Origin of the sequence: Luteimonas fraxinea (assembly GCF_021233355.1) — a bacterium.
Lineage (GTDB): Bacteria > Pseudomonadota > Gammaproteobacteria > Xanthomonadales > Xanthomonadaceae > Luteimonas > Luteimonas fraxinea.
The window spans coordinates 16308-34244 of record NZ_CP089507.1 but is presented as its reverse complement, the minus strand read 5'-3'; the positions used below and the strand labels follow the sequence as shown (position 1 = coordinate 34244).

Genomic DNA, 17937 nt, shown 5'->3' with positions numbered 1-17937 from the left:
CATGTGACAACCTTGCCGCTCATCCCCATACTGGAGATCACAGACGGCCCGTCCCTTTTATCCGAAGAAAGAGGTCGAGGAAGCTCTCAGTCACTCCGAAGGGCAGGGCTGGCGCGTCGAAGTCGGTGGCAACAACGCTCGCGCCTTGCGGCGGGTCTTGGGCAGTGCGTCGATCTGGCATCTGGCGGATGTTCTGACCTGGTTGCAGGCCAAGGGTAGCTATTCGCTGGCAAAGAAGGGCCACCGGCTGCCGCATTCGACGTCCAAGGAGCTGGAAGCTTTGGTTGGATGAGCGGCGCTCTCGGCCCGCTGGCTGGCTGATCAGGACACGGGAAAAGGGTAGGGGCGCATCGTCAGCAACCACAGCGGTTTGGTTTTCACGCAGAAAGGTCACTCTGAGTGATCCTCTCGCTGTTTTGATAAACCGTAATCGGCTTTGCGCAGATGTGTGCTTCCATAATCGTTTTTTGCGCCCGTAATCGAATTTGCGCGGGCAACGCGCTTTTTTGCACGTGTGCACGGTCTGGGCGGGACCACTCATCACACGGGCCGGTATCGGCGCTGTCTGACGTCCGGGCCAGCATGCACGTCGGCCTTGAGAGGACGTGAGGCCTGTTTCCTAGCTTCGACCCAGGCTTCGACTTCTTCCAGATCCCAGACCACACAGCGCGGTGTCAGCCTGAAGCGCCGGGGAAATTCGCCGCGTTGCTCCATTTCGTAGATGGTGGTCTCCGCCAGGGGCACAATCTGATGCAGTTCGCGCCGGCGGATCGTGCGGCGAAAGGGCAGTGGTGATCCCTTCGGGAACTGCGGAAGCTCGGCGTACTGCACCGTGCTGGGGTGGGGCAGGGAAGCATCGGGTCGTGTCGAGGTCTTGAGCGGTTCCGAGGCAGCCATCGTCCAGATTCCATGGGGGTTCGTAATGAGTGTCATGGTGGCTATCGATGGCGATCGCGACAACCTGCTGTGGCAAGGCAGGGCGTATCGATTAGCCATCTCGGTACGCCGCCGACCGCTTCCGTGACGGGCAATCGGGAGCACTCTGGTAGCGGCGTTGCTTCAGCGTCGATCTGAGTTTGCACAGGTATCACCTGGTGCTATAAAATTGCGTCGGCTTGTATGGGGACCAGCGATCCTGCACGAAGTGGCCATTGATCGGACAAAGGCAAAGTCATGCGAAAAACCGAGTCGCACCTTTTGAAAGCTGCGCATGGGACTGTAAGAGGCCTCAGCAGAGCCGGCGCGATGGATCAGGTCACGCTCCGCGAGTTCGATCAGCTGAGCGTGCCTCCGGTCTCGCCGCTCCAACCGGATGAGATCAAGCGCATCAGAGAGGATTCGCACGTCAGCCAAGCCGTTTTTGCACGCTTGCTCAACACCAGCGTCTCCACTGTGCAGAAGTGGGAGATCGGCCAGAAGAGGCCCGCAGGTACCGCCTTGAAGCTGCTGCACCTCGTGCAAAAGCGTGGGGTGGAGATCATCGCTGCATAGCTGGACACTGTGTCGCGTTACCACCAAGTCTAAATTATCCGTCTTCAACAGAACTCAAGTAGAACCACAGGCCCGCATGCAGACAACTACGCTAGTAACCACGGGAGAAGACGCAAGTGCGCGGCTGATGAACCCCTTCATGGGGCGGCCGCCATCCAACGTTGCCTACGCAACTGCACGGGGCCGCATGCTCCACGGCAAGTCCGACGAAATTCTTGGCGACGGATCGCTGGCGCGTTTTGAAGGCAAGGTGAACTTGATCTTCACATCACCGCCGTTCCCACTGAACCGTAAGAAGCGCTATGGCAATGAGACGGGGGAAAGTTATATCCGCTGGCTTTGCACGTTCGGCCCGCTCTTCAAGAAAATGCTCACACCGGACGGATCTATCGTGATCGAGATGGGAAACTCTTGGGAGCCTGGCTCGCCAGTAATGTCCACACTGGCGCTACGCGCGCTTCTTGAGTTTCAATCCAAGAACGATCTTCACCTCTGCCAAGAGTTCATCTGGCAGAACCCGGCGAAGTTGCCGTCACCGGCACAGTGGGTCAATGTCGAGCGTATTAGGGTGAAAGATAGTTTCACGAAGCTGTGGTGGCTGTCACCAAACGAGAAACCCAAAGCGAGCAATCAGCGCGTGCTCCAGGAATACAGCAAGTCCATGAAGGATTTGCTGAAAAAAGGCTCGTACAACGCCGGTAAGCGCCCCTCGGAACATGACATCGGAGAGACCTCGTTCCTGAAGAACAATGGTGGTGCAATTCCTTCGAACGTTCTGACATATGCAAATACACTAGCCTCCGACGCATATCAGACGTATTGCAGGGAAAACCAATTCCAACTGCACCCGGCACGGATGCCAAGCGATCTAGCAAAGTTCTTCATCAAGTTTCTGACGGAGCCGGGTGACATTGTCTTAGACCCGTTCGGTGGCAGCAACACTACGGGTTGCGCTGCAGAGGATCTTGAGCGGTTTTGGATCAGCATCGAGGCATCTGAGGAATACATTAAAGGGTCCCGTGGACGCTTCGGCGATGGCATAACCCTCGACTCGTTTTCAGTATCCTAAGCCGCCGACGAAGGTTGGGCATGTTTCTTAAACCTGGGGGAGCTAACGAATGACGCAGAACATTGACGAAGCCGAGTTGAGTGTCGGCCCAAAGGCGATCGATGCCTATAGCCGTCTGAGCTACACGATGTGGTTCGCGCTAGCCGAGTTCGTAGACAACTCAACCCAGTCGCGTCTTAACTATGGAACGCTTGTCGATGAACTGCTGAAGTCCGAAGGCCAGCCGCTGACGGTGTCCATCGTCCACAACCGACAGACCAAGGAAATCATGATCGAGGACAACTCGATTGGGATGACCAAGGCAGACTTGATCGCCGCGCTGAAGATCGCGAATCCAACAGCTGACAGCAAGGGTCGATCGAAGTATGGCATGGGCATGAAAACGGCCGCATGCTGGATCGGCGCAAAGTGGTCCGTGACGACCTGCGAATGGGGCAGCGGCGAAGAATGGACCGCGACGGTCGATGTCGACGCGATTGCGAATCACGGTGCGAAGGTTCCGCTGACCATGAAGTCAGTGAGCAAGGATGTGCACTACACGCGCATCACGATCACAGACCTACGCCGCGTGATTCAGAAGCGCTCCGAAGAGACCATCAAGACCTATCTGGGTTCGATGTACATGTTTGACCTGCGGCCAGACGACAAGGGCCAGGTAGCACTGAAGTTGACCTACAACGGCGAGGAAGTGGCACCGCCTCAGGACAGCGACTGGGACACCGACCCGTCTGGCACGGTCATGTGCCGTGATCTACCGGAACTCGACATCGATGGCAAGAAGGTCAAGGGCTGGATCGGTGTACTACGCAAGGGTGGTCGGAAATTCGGTGGCTTCTCTCTCTTCCAGAATGGTCGTCAGATTCAGGGCTTCCCGAATGCCTGGAAGCCGAAGGCCATTTATGGCGGTGTCGATGACGAAGGCGCCAACAACTTGGTTGCGCAGCGGCTCACTGGTGTCCTGCAACTCGATGGTTTCGTTGTGTCCCATACGAAAGATGCGATCCTTTTTGAGGGCGACGAAGAGGACAAGCTGGAGCAGTTTCTTGTTAACGAGACCAAAGCCTATGCGGAGTACGCCAAGAGCAGGCGAGGTGGCGGACGGCAAAAATGGTCGAAGGAACAAGTACGCGAGTTCGCCAAGAGCATGCAAAGTGAGTTCACAAGCAATGAGTTCAAGGACGCGCTGAACAACGCTGCCCTGCCACCACCGGAAACAACCGCAGCCAACAACCAACAGATCTTGAAGACGCTTACCGCCGAAGAGGAACTGGTCACGCTCGACATTCTTCCGGATTTGAAAGTGGTTATGTCGCTGAAGGAGACCAGCGAGTGGGAGCCGCACGTCACGTTTGTACCAGGCGCGGACCCCAGCACTCTCCATGTCATTATCAATGGCTTGCATCCGTACTACCAGACGCTGGAGGCGAAGGACTCAATGCACGAATGCGTGCAGCAGTACATCTTCGACGCAGTCGCCGAGTTCAAAACTAGTAAACTGCTCTCTCGCGTCAACCCTGACAGCGTGCGCCGCCTGAAGAATGACTTGCTGCGAGCACGGGCGACACAACTCGACAACGCGGATGCCGAGGTCCGCGCGCAGGCGGAGGCTGATCTATTCGGGAATAAGATCGATTCTGCTCCAGGCCAGAGCTGAAGAGCCGCGGTATGCCTAAATTGACGCCGCGAGGGTGGCAAGTCGATGCGCTCGCTAGTTGGGAGCAAGCCAACTATCGCGGCATCGTAAGCGTCGTTACGGGCGGCGGCAAGACAGTGTTTGCGCTGTCATGCGTCGATCGCATTCGGCCGGTCGCGACACTCATCGTCGTCCCGACCGCGGCGCTGCTGGAGCAATGGTGGGAAGAGGCAGCAAGCTACTTCGATCTTGATCTAGATGAGATCAACATCATCACTGGGAGCCTGCGCTTCCGTCTTGGGGCGATTAACATCGCAGTGCTTAACACGGCCGCCAAGTTGCCTGAGCGCATGCAGGAGCAGCATAAGTGCTTCCTAATCGTTGATGAGTGTCACAAAGCTGCATCTGAGCAGTTCCGTTCGGCACTTCAAGTTCCAACCTTCGCGTCTTTGGGCCTCTCGGCAACGCCTGAACGGCAGTATGACGACGGCCTGAAGGAAGTGCTCGTACCAGCACTCGGCGAAATCATCTACAGCTATGACTACGCCGACGCACTGCGTGACGGTGTAATCGTGCCCTTCGAACTAAAGAACATAGTCTTCGAGCTGGAAGCAGACAGACAAGCCGAATATGACAAGCTCAGCAAGGCCATAGCGCGCTCCATCAGCCAGCATGGGACCGAAGCTGAGGAAACGATTGCACTGTTCCTGAAGCGTGCCCGCGTCTTGAATCTCAGCCTGAACCGCATACGTTTGGCGTTAAAGCTGGTAGCAGCCAACCGCGGCAAGCGTATCCTGATCTTTCATGAAGATATCGAAGCCTGCGACCTGATCCACGGCGTGCTATCCGAGAACGGTGTCAGGAGCGGCGTCTATCACTCCAAGATGCCGCTCCGCACGAAAGCCGCGATGTTGGGGCGGTACCGGCGCGGTGAAATCGATGTGTTGGTGACGTGTCGTGCGCTCGACGAAGGCTTCAACGTGCCAGAAACCGAAGTCGGCATCATTGCCGCTAGTACGGCGACGCGGCGCCAGCGTATCCAACGTCTGGGCCGGGTCGTGCGCCCCGCGAAGGGCAAGGATGGCGCCTCAATCTATACGCTCGTCGCGACCGGCCCGGAAATCCAGCGGCTCAAAGAGGAAGAGGAGCGCCTTGAAGGCGTAGCAACTGTGACGTGGAGCCGGGCATGAAAAAGCTATTGACCGGCGAGTGCCACCCCGACAACATTTTTCAACTTGTCGATCCAACGACATATGTCGAAGGTGACTTCGAGGCTGAAGTCGTTAAAGCACTGTCGTGTTTGATGCCGGAGTATCGTTGCGGCGTGTTCGCTGGAGCGTTCGTCCTAGAGGGCGAGCGTCGCGTTGCGGATCTGGCGCTTGTTCACAAGAGCTTGTCGCATTGGTTCGTCGTCGAGGTCGAACTGGCAGGTCATTCGCTGGAACACCACGTTCTGCCTCAAGTTCGCTGCTTTCGCTATGGCGACCCGGAGCACTCCTGTGTTACGAGCTTGGTACGGGCATTTAAAGACCTGACCCGTGAACAAGCCGAGGACCTTTTGAGCTACATACCCCGCTATGTTGCCGTTGTGGGCAACCTGCACGACCCGATCTGGGCAACAAAGCTAAGCGCTGTTGATACGCAGTATTTGACCGTGTCTATCTATCAGGACCGTAACGGACGAACAGCGCATGAGGTGGAAGGCCGACTATTCGTTAGAGCGCACAGCGTAGGATTTGCGCGGTTCTCGGCAATTGACAACTGCTTACGCATCCCCCGTGGCTGCGGGCTCCCGGTGGGGAACATTCAGATCGTGGATCAGTACGGCGTCGCTGGAGTATGGACGGTTCGCGACGAGGCTGGAAATCTGTGGATTCAGAAAGAACATGGACCTGCGCTGATTCCCCATGACAGCCTAGTGCAGATCATCCGAAATTTCGAAGGTCGCATCTCGATCTTGCTGTCGTCGTAGAGATGGAGCAATGCGCCTTTACAGGTGTCAACGCTTACTGAAGGAAAATGAAACGTTACCGGCGCTGGCGCCAAAGTAAATTCCCCCCCCCCCGGAATTGAATGCGAATGCGGTTCTTCCCTGGCATAAGGTCATCCAGATCGACAACGAGGATATTCATCTTGATCGGTTGTTCGACAATCGCCAGCTGCGCCGGCTGGTAGCAGTGGAGGTGAAGATCGGTGAATTCAAGGCAGCCTGCAAGGGTGAAGTTGAGCTTGCCCGCGCCGGCTCGACAAAAACGAGCGGGGGGGCTTCGCTGCTGGAAATCACCCTCTGCATCGGCAAGAAGCACAAACAAATAAAATTCTGCGCGCTGTGCTTGCCAAGAGCGACCTGATTAGCACCAGTTTTCAGTTTCCTTACCCTGCGTGCGTGCGGGGGGCGGATGGCGGATGGGGTGCCATCCCGGCCGTCTCCCGCATGCGGGAGACGGGTCAGGATCGGCGCGCTGAAGCTTCGTACTAATCAGGAAGAGCGATTCTGCAAGGCGACTGATTTATCCTGGCGCCAAGACGGCTTGGGTATGGATGGAGTCGCCTTCAAAAAGATCAAGCTGGCGCACATGCGCCTCAGCCTGTTCGGGGTCAGCCGTGAAGAGGACGACCGCCAGTTCTTTTAGTGCCCTTGTGCAGCTCACATAGAAAAGACGGCGTGTTCGATCCACAGTCGTTTCTTCACCTGCCTCGATGTGTTTTCGGTCGGTATCCGAAAGCGCTTTGAGGCCCAGGTATTTTTCGTAAGAAAACTGGAAATGGGTACTCTCCGCATCGTCTAACACGACGAGCACCCTATCAAATTCAGTACCCTTGATGCCTTGCTGAGTCCAAAAAGGTGAGCGCTCTGAAATGTAGGTCTGGTACGCCAGAAGCTGTCTAGCAGGACACGCTAAAAAAGCATCCATTGAGGCCATTTCCTTATCGGACTCATCGTCTTCTTGGTCGTCGTCATTGTCCACCCCTTCTGCGGGCTGGGCAGGTGGAACTGCTTCCGGGTCCAAGTAAGATGCTAGCCGGGGATCGAAGATTAATAACCCTGCGGCGTACACCTGCTTCAGAAGGTCGCCGATCGTTACGTTGGAATTCCCGGCTATGCCTTCTGCAATTGAGGCAACAAGCTCTCTAAGTGCTTTAAGCCGCTCTGCGACGTTCGCTCCGGCGAGATCGCCTTTTTCAAGAAGGGGCGAATACTCTCGGATCAGTCGCATCACTTCGAGTTGCCGGCCTTCTGTATGGGCAATCGCTATCGGAATCAGAAATTTCACACACGGTGAAAGAGGCCATGCAGAGCCATCCAGAAAACCGTCTTTGAATGCTGTCGGCGCTTTGGAATTAAGTGCCGTGTAAAGCTCTCCGAACCCTAAGCGCTTTGCCGCCATCTGGTGAACAATGACGAGAAGCTTTACCCGCTCCTGGTCATCATCCCCTGCTCGCCAATGATCATCACCGGTTCGTGCCGCCATCCATTCGCGCACCCGAACCAGATTGGCATCTCGCGTATCGTCCGCAGGTAAAACGAAAAGATGGGCCGACCCTTCAGGAGTTGGAACGATACCTTCAGGGCCTAGACGTTGGCCTGGAATCTGAACGAGGTCATCACCATCGCGCCGAATGGCGTTTGCCAGGTTCAGCACCTTAGTGGAGCACCGAAAATTCTCTGGCTTCGGAATGTCGGCCCAGTTCGGTGCCGCTTCGACCAACCCGGTTCCCGTAGCATAAATTCGTTGCATCGGGTCGCCGAAGAAGCCGAGGCAAAATGTAACGCCGGGTTCGCGCTCAACGATCTTCAATGCCTCTATGACTTCGGTGGTCGTGTCCTGACTCTCGTCCACAAATACGAAAGGAAATTGGCGCGCGAGAAGGGTTCGAAAGAGAGGGCGCTCAGCGATGAGATACGGCACAAGCTTCAAAATGTCGTCGTGCCCCAAAATTCCCTTTACGTAGTCACTACCCGTTCCGTACCGGAAGCCTTTGACTGCGGCGATCCGCCCCGACTGCCTGCGAAGGCGCTCCAGGTCTCGGGTGTCTTTGTCCTTTGTTCGCTGTTGAACCCTGGGGCCATAGGTTGCCTGTTTCTGTTCAAGTGCCTCAATTTTCTCCGCGATGCGCCCAGACACCCATACGCGAATGTCTTTCTGAAACGGTTTAGCTAGCAGCCACATGAAGCTGTGGATCGTCGAAACGTGAACCAGCGGATCACTGCCGACATCCCTCCATATCTCTCCGGCTGCGATCTCGGTGTAGGTAATGCAGGCAATGCGCTGGCGGAATTTCCTCAGCTTATCACCGTGTATTCGGATGGCCGACGACAGCCCCTTAATCAGAGACGTAGTTTTTCCGGAGCCGGCGCCGGCCTTCATTATGAAGCTGCGCGGCGGAACGTCTCCAAGGCAGTTTCGCAGATCAATGTCTGCCTGGGTGTCCGGCTTATTTGCCCGGCTACTCATGCTCGCCCCCTATCGCGACATCTTCGGCGATGAGAGCGGCGTCGGGCAGCACGGTCTCAAGTTCGATCCGTACTTCGTCCTTCAGCCAGACAAGCCCATCACGGATGTAAGCAGGTACATGCCACGCATTTTCGTCTTCAGTGAGAACGGCGAGCGCGAACTTCGTTTTATCGAAACTCTTCCGCGAAACCTTCTCATGAAGGCCTTTAGCAAGAGCGGCAGGACCAGCGGCCCCGCCCTTCACAATCAGACCAAGGGGCTTCCTCGCTGCGGCTTGGGACCACTCCGGGTTTTCAAGGCCAAAGTCCTCCTCAAGTGTGCGCCCGCGGAGGGTTTCAGTGGCTCCGTTCCAAGTGACAGCCCGTTCAGTCTGATAGGCCACGCGAACCTTCGTATCGTCTTCGAGCACGTGAGTTCTGTCCGCTTCAGAGGCGTTACGCAAGTCTTCGATTGTGAGCTTCCCCGGAAGCCATTTGATGAGGGTTTGATTCGAAGTCGCAGCGTCCGGTTCACTGGGCAAACAAGCCTTGCCGTATTTCTTCTTAGGCGCTGGGACTATAGGCTCACCGACCGGATCTTGCCCATTATCCTGGGCCTGCACAGCGACGTCTTCTTCCGCGTCGGCTGGAACCTCGAACTCCTCGACTTCTTCGTCATCCACATCTTCGCCAACCGCCGGAGCCACAAGGGCGACACTATCAATATCAGTGATGATCAGCGTTGTCAGACCGAGAAACTCAATAAGCGACTGGAAGCGGTGCCCAAAGGCACCGCCAACCTCCAAAATGCATAGACAAGCTGATCGGAGAGTCCTCGCGACCTTTCGAATCATTACGGGCAGGAGCAATCTCTCAACATTGCCTTCAACGAGAATAGCGGCATCTGAGAAAAAGAGATCGCAGTGAGTCAGCTTTAAATATCGTTCTAGAAAATCACGATCGTCTGGCTGAGCTTGGTAGAACGCCGATAAATTTAGAACTTCTGTCAACTGTTCCTTGCCGACTTTCTTGCGTCGGAAATAGCGGATTGGCTTGAAGCCTCGCTCGTAAAGGATGTGTGGCGAGTGGGTCGTGACGACCATTTGACTGCCAAAAATACTTCCATCGTCGCCCTCTATATTGAGAAGCTCAAGAACATTGCGGATGAAGACCTGTTGGAGTTGGGCGTGCAGATGGGCCTCTGGTTCCTCCACGAAAATCAGGTGCAATGGGGGGCGATTGTCCATCGTCGCCCACCTGGCTTGGGCGTCAAGAATCTCCACAACCATGTAGATCAAATTCTTGAACCCGAGCCCGTTATAACTGTCGGGAAGGGTGGCAGTGTCTTCGCCATCTCCGATCTGGTAGTGGACCCGCGCGTCCTGGCTCATGACGTGGGCGGGGTCCAGCGCCGACATAATCTTCAGTCGCGGGTTATTGATGCCTGGATAGCCAAGCTTAGCGAGCCGATCAAGCGTCGGCTTGAATACCCCATCTAAGTGAACATTGAGCGCTTGTTCGGATTCGAACAGCGCCCTAAGGGCTGTGTGATCGTCTTGCCTCTGATTAAGGTTGCGCTTGTAGAAACGGCTCAACCGCTTTGACAAATCTTCCGATCTACCGCCGGCTTCCGGATTAGGATCAGAAAGGTGTCGCTGAGCCCCGAGGTTGTCGATATGAATAAGCGATTTCAGAATCGTTCCGCCGCCTGGCTCACCACCTAGTTCATCTGGAACATAGTCGCCGATTTCGCGGAAGCTCTCATCGAATTGCGTGCGGTCCAAGATGAAGTAGCGCAGCTCATATTCGCTCTTTAGTTCGCGCTGGAGATAGTCCGTCATGGAGCGAGGCCAGGGAATATATTGCGACTCGGGCGGCAATTCCGCAGCCTGCCCTGTACCTTTGGCTTTAGCTTCTTGGTAGTTTTGAATGAGGTTAATGGCGCTTCGAGCTGTCAGGGAAACTCTTATGCCGACCTTGGTTCCTTCCCACGCTGTACTCGGAAGTAAGGGAATTACTAGATAGAGGTCTGGCGCTGCAACTTCGAACCAGAGATCAAGGTCTATGCTTGGGAGTGAGAAACCCTCGGGAATCGGGTCGGCCAAGTTGATATTCACAGCTTCATCGAAAGTCTTCCAGCACGAAGAGCTGAAATCATAGAGACTGAAACGATCCCTTCCACCCGTGACGAAAGCATGGATGGCCTGAGTTGCCGACGTTTTTCCACTGTTATTCGATCCTACGAATATTGATATGTCGTCAGCCAGCTCAATATGAGCATCCTTCAGGCGTCGAAAATTCCTGAGACGATACGAGTGAAGATGCACGAACCCCTCCGCTATGTTTTTTAAATTAATAGCAAGCTATATTCGCCGAAATATGGCGGAGCGTTCGAGTCTTGTCAGAGCCGATGTACAGCTCTGGCCGAAGGCAGCCAACTCGTACAAATCGATAATAAGCGAAACACATCAGTACGTCTCCGCTTTGCGGACCGCGCTGCTCCAGGTTCGCTACCCGCTCATCCCTGGCGGGACTGGCTATCGCCAGCCTTCCACATCCCTGACGCCTCCGGCCCGGCTTCCAGCTTCGGGCCTGCGCGCTTCGCTTGCGTGCGGTCTGCACATCAAGGCGGCCGTTGCCTTGTCCAGCCGTCTCCCCTGACTTCATCACCTTGCTCGCGACTGTAGCCCGCGGCCGTGTGCCGTCAAGGCGCGCAGGGCCCTGTCCTCGGCTGCGCCTGCGGGCCGCACCAACCCTGCGCTTGTTTCCTTGACGGCCCCCGTCCGCGCGCTCCTGACCGTCGCGGGCGATGAACTCAGGAAAGACGGTGGCAACAGGGCCAACCGGGTTCCTCGTGCCGACCGCACCGAACAGCCGAAAGGCTGGGCTCCGAATCTAGGAATCCGGTGTGCGGTTTGAACAGCAAACCCTTCTTTGTCAGGAGAAAGACCATGCAACTCGCATCCCGATTCGCTTCCCGTTCCCCGTCGCTGCGCAGCGATTACCCGCTGTCCGATGACCAAATCCGCCGCGTGGCCCCGTCCATCTTCGCGGACGTCCCGCACGAAAGCCGTTCTGAACGGTACGCCTACATCCCCACCGCCGCCGTACTGACAGAACTGCGCAAGGAAGGGTTCCAGCCCTTCATGGTGGCGCAGACCCGCGTGCGCAGCGAAGACCGCCGCGACTTCACCAAGCACATGATCCGGCTGCGCCATGCCAACCAGATCAACGATGCAGAAGCCAATGAAATTGTCCTGCTGAACTCGCACGACGGCACCAGCAGCTATCAATTGTTGGCTGGCCTGCTGCGCTTTGTCTGCCAGAACGGATTGGTATTCGGCGACACCGTGGCCGATGTGCGCGTACCCCACAAGGGCGACGTGGCCGGACACGTCATCGAAGGCGCTTACGAAGTGTTGAGCGGCTTCGACCGGGTGAAGGAATCCCGCGATTCCATGCGCGCCATCACCTTGAACGATGACGAATCCGAAGTGTTCGCCCGCGCCGCGCTGGCCCTCAAGTACGACGACCCCGACAAGCCCGCGCCCATCACGGAATCGCAAATCCTGATGCCGCGCCGCCACGACGACCGCCGTCCGGACTTGTGGAGCGTGTTCAACCGCACGCAAGAAAACCTGACCCAAGGCGGCCTGCGCGGGCGCAGCGCCAACGGACGCCGCCAGCAGACCCGTCCGGTGCAGGGCATCGACCAAAACATCCGACTGAATCGCGCGCTTTGGCTGCTGGCCGATGGCCTGCGCCAGTTGAAAGCCTGAATCCCCACGCGGCAGGGGCAGGCAGCAGCCCTTGCCGCTTCTCTCGCTGCTGCATCCCAACCGCAAGGAGTCATCACCATGAACGCCGTCCTGAAAACCGAAACCATCGCCATCGAAACTGCCGCGCCGCTGGAAGTGGCCGACCCGAGCAAGAACATGATTTTGGTTCCGCTCTCGCAGTTGCTGCCGCGCCGCTCCAAGCGCAACGCACGCAAGACCCAGCGCCTGTCCATTCCCGAACTGGCCGCGAGCATCGCCCGCATCGGCCTGCTGCAAAATCTCGTCGTCATCCTTACCGCCGATGGCGAGCAATACGAAGTGGCGGCTGGCGACCGCCGCCTGACCGCGTTGAAGCTGCTGGCGAAGAAGAAGCGCATCCCCGCCGACTTTGAGGTGCCTTGCCTGCTGGTGCCCGATGCCTCGGCGCGTACCGTCAGCCTCGCCGAGAACCTGCTGCGCGAGCAGATGCACGCGGCCGACCAGTTCGAGGCGTTCGCCGCGCTGGTCAAGGAAGGCCGACCCATTGAAGACATTGCCGCCGACTTCGGCGTGACCCCGCTGGTGGTGCAGCGCCGCTTGAAGCTGGCCAACGTCTCGCCGCGTCTGCTGGCCGACTACCGGGCCGGGAATGTCACGCTGGAACAGTTGATGGCCCTGACCATCACCGACGACCACCCCGCGCAGGAAGCCGCGTTCTACGGTGCGCCGGAATGGCAGCGTGGCGCGTCCGCGTTGCGCGAACGCCTGACCGAACGCGAAATCGACGCCACGCATCCGCTGGTGCGCTTCGCCGGGCTGGACGCCTACACGGCGGCGGGTGGAGGCATCCGCCGCGACCTGTTCGCGGAAGGCGACGCCGGAACCTACCTGACCGACGCCGCGCTGCTGGAAACGCTGGTGCGCGGGAAGCTGGATGCGCTGGCCGAGGATGTGCGCGCCGAGGGTTGGGCATGGGTGGAAGCCGTGCCGCACATGAGCTACGCCGAGCGGCAGGCGTTCCAGAACGCACCGCGCCAGCGCCGCGAACCGAGCGCCCGCGAAGCCCGTCGCATCGCCTCGCTGCAAACCCGCCTCGACAAGATCGACGCCGAACTGGAAGAAGCCTACGACGCCGAGGACGAGGACAAGACCGAGGCGCTGGAACCGCGCCGCGAACAGGTCGCCGGGGAACTGCAAGCCGTGGAGGAAGCCTTGCAGGGCTACGCCCCGGACGTGCGCGCCGTGGCCGGTTCCATCGTCACGCTCGACCGCGAGGGAGAGGCCGTGATTCATCGTGGGCTGCTGCGCGAAGCCGAGGCCAAGGCGCTGCGCACGCTGGAAAAGCTGCGGCAGGGTTTCGGCAGCATGGAAGGCGAAGCCGGGAACGACGACGAAGGCGAAGACGCGGAGCAGCCCAAGGCCGCGAACCTGTCCGACCGGCTGGCGCAGCGGTTGAGCGCGCACCGTACCGCCGCGCTGCAAATTGAAGTGGCCCGGCATCCGCAGGTCGCGCTGGCCGCACTGGTGCATGGCATGGTGCAGGCCGTCCTGCAGGACGGCCACTACCACGACGGCCTGCCGCTCGGCGTGCGCCTCACCGTGAAAGACCGGCTGGAAAGCATGGCCCCGGACTGGCCCGATTCGCCCGCCGCCGTAGCCCTGCGCGAGTTGCAGCAAGTCGCTGGCGAAGCGTTGCCGCAAGACGGCGCCGAACTGTTCACCGCGCTGCTGGCGATGGAGCAAGGCGAACTGGTGCGGTTGCTGGCGGTATGCGTCGCCGCTACGGTTGACGTGGTGACACCCCGCGCCACGGCGCACCAGCCCGGCGCGGAACTGGCGCAGGCCGTGGGGCTGGATATGGCGGCATGGTGGCAGCCCACCGCCGAAGGCTACTTCAAGCACGTTTCCAAGGCGGTGATTCTGGAAGCCGTGGACGAGTTTGCGCCGTCGCACGCTATCCGGCTGGCGAAGTTGAAGAAGGCCGACATTGCCAGCGAGGCGGAACGGCTGGCCGATGGTACGGGCTGGATGCCCGCCGTGTTCAAGAGCGGACATCATACGGAGCCGCAGGAAGGCGCGCAGGACGTGGATGCACCGGAAGATGCCGCCGACGAAGTGGAAGCCCACGCGCTCGCCGCGTGACATAGCAGCATAGCCCCGGCGCACAGCGCCGGGGTTTCACCTCAAACCGGGCGCGGCAGGTCTGCCGCGCCCGGTTTCAACGTCCACCGCAAAACCGCCCCGTCGCCGCCTTCGGCCAGGCGGCGACGGAGCGGGCGCGCAACGGCCTTGCGCGCGGTACGGCGATCGGAGCCCGCTGACGCGGGCAAGATTTCGATGGCGCCCCGCCGCAATGGGCGGGGCTTGTGGGGCTACGCCCCGGCTTGCTGCGACAGGTTGTGCAAAAGCGTGCCGTTTTCGACGCTGGCGGTTCATTGCCCGCACGTCACGAAGGACGGTTCACCGACACGCCGCCCGGCCTTGCCTATGGAACTTCCACACCACGCCTCAAGCACGTTGCCGCAAGCAGCGGCAAGGGGCGTTCTCGCTTGCCGTTGGGCTGTTGGCCTTGCCCGCGTCAGGGTGCAAGCCGGTGAAGCCGTCACGCGGGGATGCCGAGTCGGCCATGTCTCCATTCGGGACAGGCGGCCCGTGCGTCCTTGGCTTGTCGTGAATCCTGGCGAGGGCGCGGCTGCGCCTTGGGCTTCATGGCCGCAACCTTCCAGCGAAAACAATTTCCCCGCCGCTGCGCGGCTTCCTCGCGCAGCAAATTCTTTTCGCTTCCAAGTTCTCCACGGTGTTGCGACCGCTGCGCGGTGCGGCCAGCCCATTCCCCGCCGGCCGGTTCACAACAAGGACGCACTGGCGCGACCTTGTTCAACCCGAAAGGAGAAACATCATGGCTAACATCGGCACCTTCACCGCAGACAAAGACGGTTTCACCGGCACGCTTCGCACCCTGACGCTCAACGTCAAGGTCAAGCTGGTTCCCGACGACAAGGGGGACAACGACAACGCCCCCGACTTCCGCCTGCAGGCGGCCGGGCACGACATCGGCGCGGCATGGAAGAAAACCAGCGAGGCCGGGCGGCCCTACGTGTCCGTGACCCTCGACGATCCTTCGTTCCCGGCGACGGTCTATGCCCGCCTGATCGAAGGCGAGGACGGCACGCACGACCTGATCTGGTCGCGCAGCAAGCCCAAGGCGGCCTGACGGCCGCCCACCGCGCCCCGCCACTCCCGGCGGGGCGCTTCACTCCACCGGAACAAGATCGGTGCGGCCGAGCAGATCATGCCCGGGCGAAAGAAACATTGCTATTGACGTTCCAGAAACGTTTCTGTATCGTTTCCAAAGCCTTGGAGAGCAACGATGAACAGAGACGCGGCGATTGGTAAGCGCATTGCAGCCTTGCGCGATGAAGTAGGACTCAAGCAGAACGAGCTGGCCAAGAAACTCACCTGGAGCGCGGCAGTGCTGTCCCGCGTCGAGAATGGCGACCGAGCGTTGGCGGCGGAGGAACTTCAAACCGTGCTTGATGGTATCGGCACGGCTGATGCGCTGAAGCTGCGGGAGATACTGGAGCGCCAGTGGCAGATGATCCCAGAGCCTGCCCTTGGCGACCCGGATGCTGACCTGCTGTGGGACGCAGAACAGACGGCGCAACAGGTGCATGCGCTTGCCGAGCGTCCCGATGTGAAACAGTTCTACGAGCGCCGATTGGTTCGCTATCAGGAAGAATTGCTCGCCAAAGCGGCAAGCGTGGCAGACAAGCGCTATCGGGCGGCTTTCATAGGAACTATTGCAGTGGGCAAGTCCACTGCGATTTGCCGTGCGGAAGGGCTCGAAATTCCGGGCAGCAAGGGAATGCCGAAAGCTGTCTTGGAAACCGGCGCGGGCGGTATAACCATCTGTGAAGTGCATGTCCGGCGTGGCCCTGGATATGGACTTATCGTGGAGCCCTGCACCGAAGATGAAGTACGGCGGCACGTTGCCGACTTCGCAAACTTTCTTGTGAATCCTCCACAAGCGTCGCGTTCAGAGACCGATGACGGCGAAGGCGGCGCGTCGCCGGGAATCTCCCGTGAGGTCGAGCGCGCATTGCGAAACATGGCCGGGCTTCGGCGTCGCCGCAGCGAAAAGCGCTCGGATGGCACGGTCATTCCTGCGGTCGATGACGCCCGTGAGCTGGCTGCGCGGTTCACCGATGCCAAGTCGCTATCCGTGGAAATCCTGTCTCGCATGGAGTTGCACAAGCGCGATCGCCGCGACATATGGCACGACGACACCACGGGCAAGCGGCCACTGGATTGGCTGCAGGAAATCTTCGAGCGCGTCAACAACGGCCGCAGCGAGGAATTCACGTTGCCGCGTCGGATCGAACTTGTCGTACCTATCGCGATCCTAGGCGATGAGTCGGTTTCGGTCACACTGATCGACACGCAAGGCATCGACGATATCGCTGAGCGCGGCGATCTCGAAGTTCATTTTGATGACACTCATACCGTGGTCGTGCTGTGCACCGTGTTCAATGAAGCGCCCGCAACTGCCGTGCGGCAGTTGCTGACCCGTGCTCGGGAAGGAGGCGTTCGGACACTGGATAGTCATGCAGCCATCCTTGCCTTGCCGCGTCCCGGTGAAGCACTCGCTGTCAAGGACAATGGCTTTCCTGTGCAGTCGGCCGAAGAAGGCTATGAAGTCAAGGGTGAAGAAGTGCAGTTGAAGCTGCAACCTATGGGGCTCGACCACCTGCCTGTCTTGTTCTTCAATGCTGCGGAGGATGCGCCTGAGCAACTGCGGAACTTCATCCGCGCACGCATCACGGCCGTGCAGGAGTGGCAGCGCAATGGGTTGCGCGAAATCATCGCTGGTGCCAAGTCCATGCTTGAGAACTACGAAAAAGATCAGGCTCGGGAAGCAATGGCGGCCGCAGCCCGTCGCCTGACCATCTGGCTGGACAACAACGAAGCAATTCCGGCACAAACCAAGCGGCATGTCCACGACAGTCTGGTGGCGGCTGTGGGTGCCGCACACCCGCGCACCGTCTATGCCGCCATCGTAAGAGACGGAGATTGGTGGAATCTCAACTATGCCCACCAGCTCAGTCATGGTGCCCGGCGCATCGCGGCCGGTATTGCTGAACCGAAGTTGCAGAAGTTCAAGGAGATCGCCGAGAACCTGCTGCAAGACGATCAGTTCAGTGATGCCCATGACCTCATCCATCAAACAGTCAGGACGATGGAAGCCGGCTTCGATGCGCTTGTCCGAAAAGCCCAACTGGTTGGGCAAAGCATCCATTCGGATGAAATGACCGCTGACGCCAACTTTTGGAAGACGTGCTATGGCGAATGGGGAAGAGGTTCTGGCTATCGTGATCGCATCAACTACCACAACCAAAGCTGGTTCAAGGAGAAGAACGAAGGTGGAGCTGATGCCCGCGTCATGCAACTGGTTACGGATAGTTGGCATGAAGCAGTCGTAACCGTTCGCCATCTGCTAGCGCAAGATTGAGAAGATCGCAGTACGACCGATTGAAGCCTTGCCGCGCACATT

14 protein-coding genes are annotated in these 17937 nt (G+C 58.6%); 10 read left to right on the top strand and 4 right to left on the bottom strand.

Annotated features, from left to right (window positions below; genetic code table 11):
- Positions 1 to 37: 37 nt before the first annotated feature.
- Positions 38 to 541, bottom strand: coding sequence for a hypothetical protein (locus LU699_RS00160; RefSeq protein WP_232580438.1), 504 nt, complete (start codon positions 539 to 541; stop codon positions 38 to 40).
- Positions 541 to 897 carry a helix-turn-helix transcriptional regulator gene (locus LU699_RS00155; protein ID WP_232580437.1) on the bottom strand — a complete coding sequence of 119 codons (357 nt, stop codon included), beginning with the start codon at positions 895 to 897 and terminating at the stop codon, positions 541 to 543. Before LU699_RS00155 ends, LU699_RS00160 begins: the two co-directional genes overlap by 1 nt.
- Positions 898 to 1245: 348 nt before the next feature.
- Here LU699_RS00155 and LU699_RS00150 point away from each other — a divergent pair, with 348 nt between their 5' ends.
- From LU699_RS00150 to LU699_RS00125, 6 genes are all read left to right on the top strand, one after another.
- Positions 1246 to 1491 (top strand): helix-turn-helix domain-containing protein, encoded by a 246-nt coding sequence (locus LU699_RS00150; RefSeq protein ID WP_232580436.1) that lies wholly within the window; start codon positions 1246 to 1248, stop codon positions 1489 to 1491.
- A 187-nt stretch (positions 1492 to 1678) separates the two neighbouring features.
- Positions 1679 to 2560 carry a DNA-methyltransferase gene (locus LU699_RS00145; RefSeq protein ID WP_232580418.1) on the top strand — a complete coding sequence of 294 codons (882 nt, stop codon included), beginning with the start codon at positions 1679 to 1681 and terminating at the stop codon, positions 2558 to 2560.
- A 49-nt stretch (positions 2561 to 2609) separates the two neighbouring features.
- Entirely contained in the window at positions 2610 to 4214 is a 1605-nt protein-coding gene (locus tag LU699_RS00140) for an ATP-binding protein (protein WP_232580435.1), read from the top strand.
- Positions 4215 to 4225: 11 nt separating this feature from the next.
- A complete protein-coding gene (locus tag LU699_RS00135; RefSeq protein ID WP_232580434.1) occupies positions 4226 to 5383 on the top strand; it encodes a DEAD/DEAH box helicase in 1158 nt (385 codons plus the stop codon).
- Entirely contained in the window at positions 5380 to 6165 is a 786-nt protein-coding gene (locus LU699_RS00130) for a hypothetical protein (protein ID WP_232580433.1), read from the top strand. The genes LU699_RS00135 and LU699_RS00130 overlap by 4 nt, the downstream gene beginning before the upstream one ends.
- A 97-nt stretch (positions 6166 to 6262) precedes the next feature.
- The gene (locus LU699_RS00125) at positions 6263 to 6544 is read left to right on the top strand and encodes a hypothetical protein (protein ID WP_232580432.1); all 282 of its coding nucleotides are present in this window, start codon (positions 6263 to 6265) and stop codon (positions 6542 to 6544) included.
- 159 nt (positions 6545 to 6703) lie between these two features.
- Here LU699_RS00125 and LU699_RS00120 read toward each other — a convergent pair whose 3' ends face one another.
- Both LU699_RS00120 and LU699_RS00115 read right to left on the bottom strand, forming a co-directional pair.
- Positions 6704 to 8650: a UvrD-helicase domain-containing protein gene (locus LU699_RS00120; RefSeq protein WP_269781319.1), complete on the bottom strand. Its 1947-nt coding sequence runs from the start codon at positions 8648 to 8650 to the stop codon at positions 6704 to 6706.
- Positions 8643 to 10955, bottom strand: coding sequence for an ATP-dependent nuclease (locus tag LU699_RS00115; RefSeq protein ID WP_232580430.1), 2313 nt, complete (start codon positions 10953 to 10955; stop codon positions 8643 to 8645). Before LU699_RS00115 ends, LU699_RS00120 begins: the two co-directional genes overlap by 8 nt.
- 624 nt (positions 10956 to 11579) lie before the next feature.
- Here LU699_RS00115 and LU699_RS00110 point away from each other — a divergent pair.
- The 4 genes from LU699_RS00110 (at position 11580) to LU699_RS00095 (ending at position 17895) form a co-directional block, all read left to right on the top strand.
- Positions 11580 to 12407: a DUF932 domain-containing protein gene (locus LU699_RS00110; RefSeq protein WP_232580429.1), complete on the top strand. Its 828-nt coding sequence runs from the start codon at positions 11580 to 11582 to the stop codon at positions 12405 to 12407.
- A gap of 78 nt (positions 12408 to 12485) precedes the next feature.
- Positions 12486 to 14528 (top strand): ParB/RepB/Spo0J family partition protein, encoded by a 2043-nt coding sequence (locus tag LU699_RS00105; protein ID WP_232580427.1) that lies wholly within the window; start codon positions 12486 to 12488, stop codon positions 14526 to 14528.
- Between the two features lie 757 nt (positions 14529 to 15285).
- Positions 15286 to 15600, top strand: a complete 315-nt coding sequence (locus LU699_RS00100) for a DUF736 domain-containing protein (RefSeq protein WP_232580573.1) — start codon at positions 15286 to 15288, stop codon at positions 15598 to 15600.
- A 156-nt stretch (positions 15601 to 15756) separates the two neighbouring features.
- The gene (locus LU699_RS00095; RefSeq protein WP_232580425.1) at positions 15757 to 17895 is read left to right on the top strand and encodes a helix-turn-helix domain-containing protein; all 2139 of its coding nucleotides are present in this window, start codon (positions 15757 to 15759) and stop codon (positions 17893 to 17895) included.
- Positions 17896 to 17937: the final 42 nt, after the last annotated feature.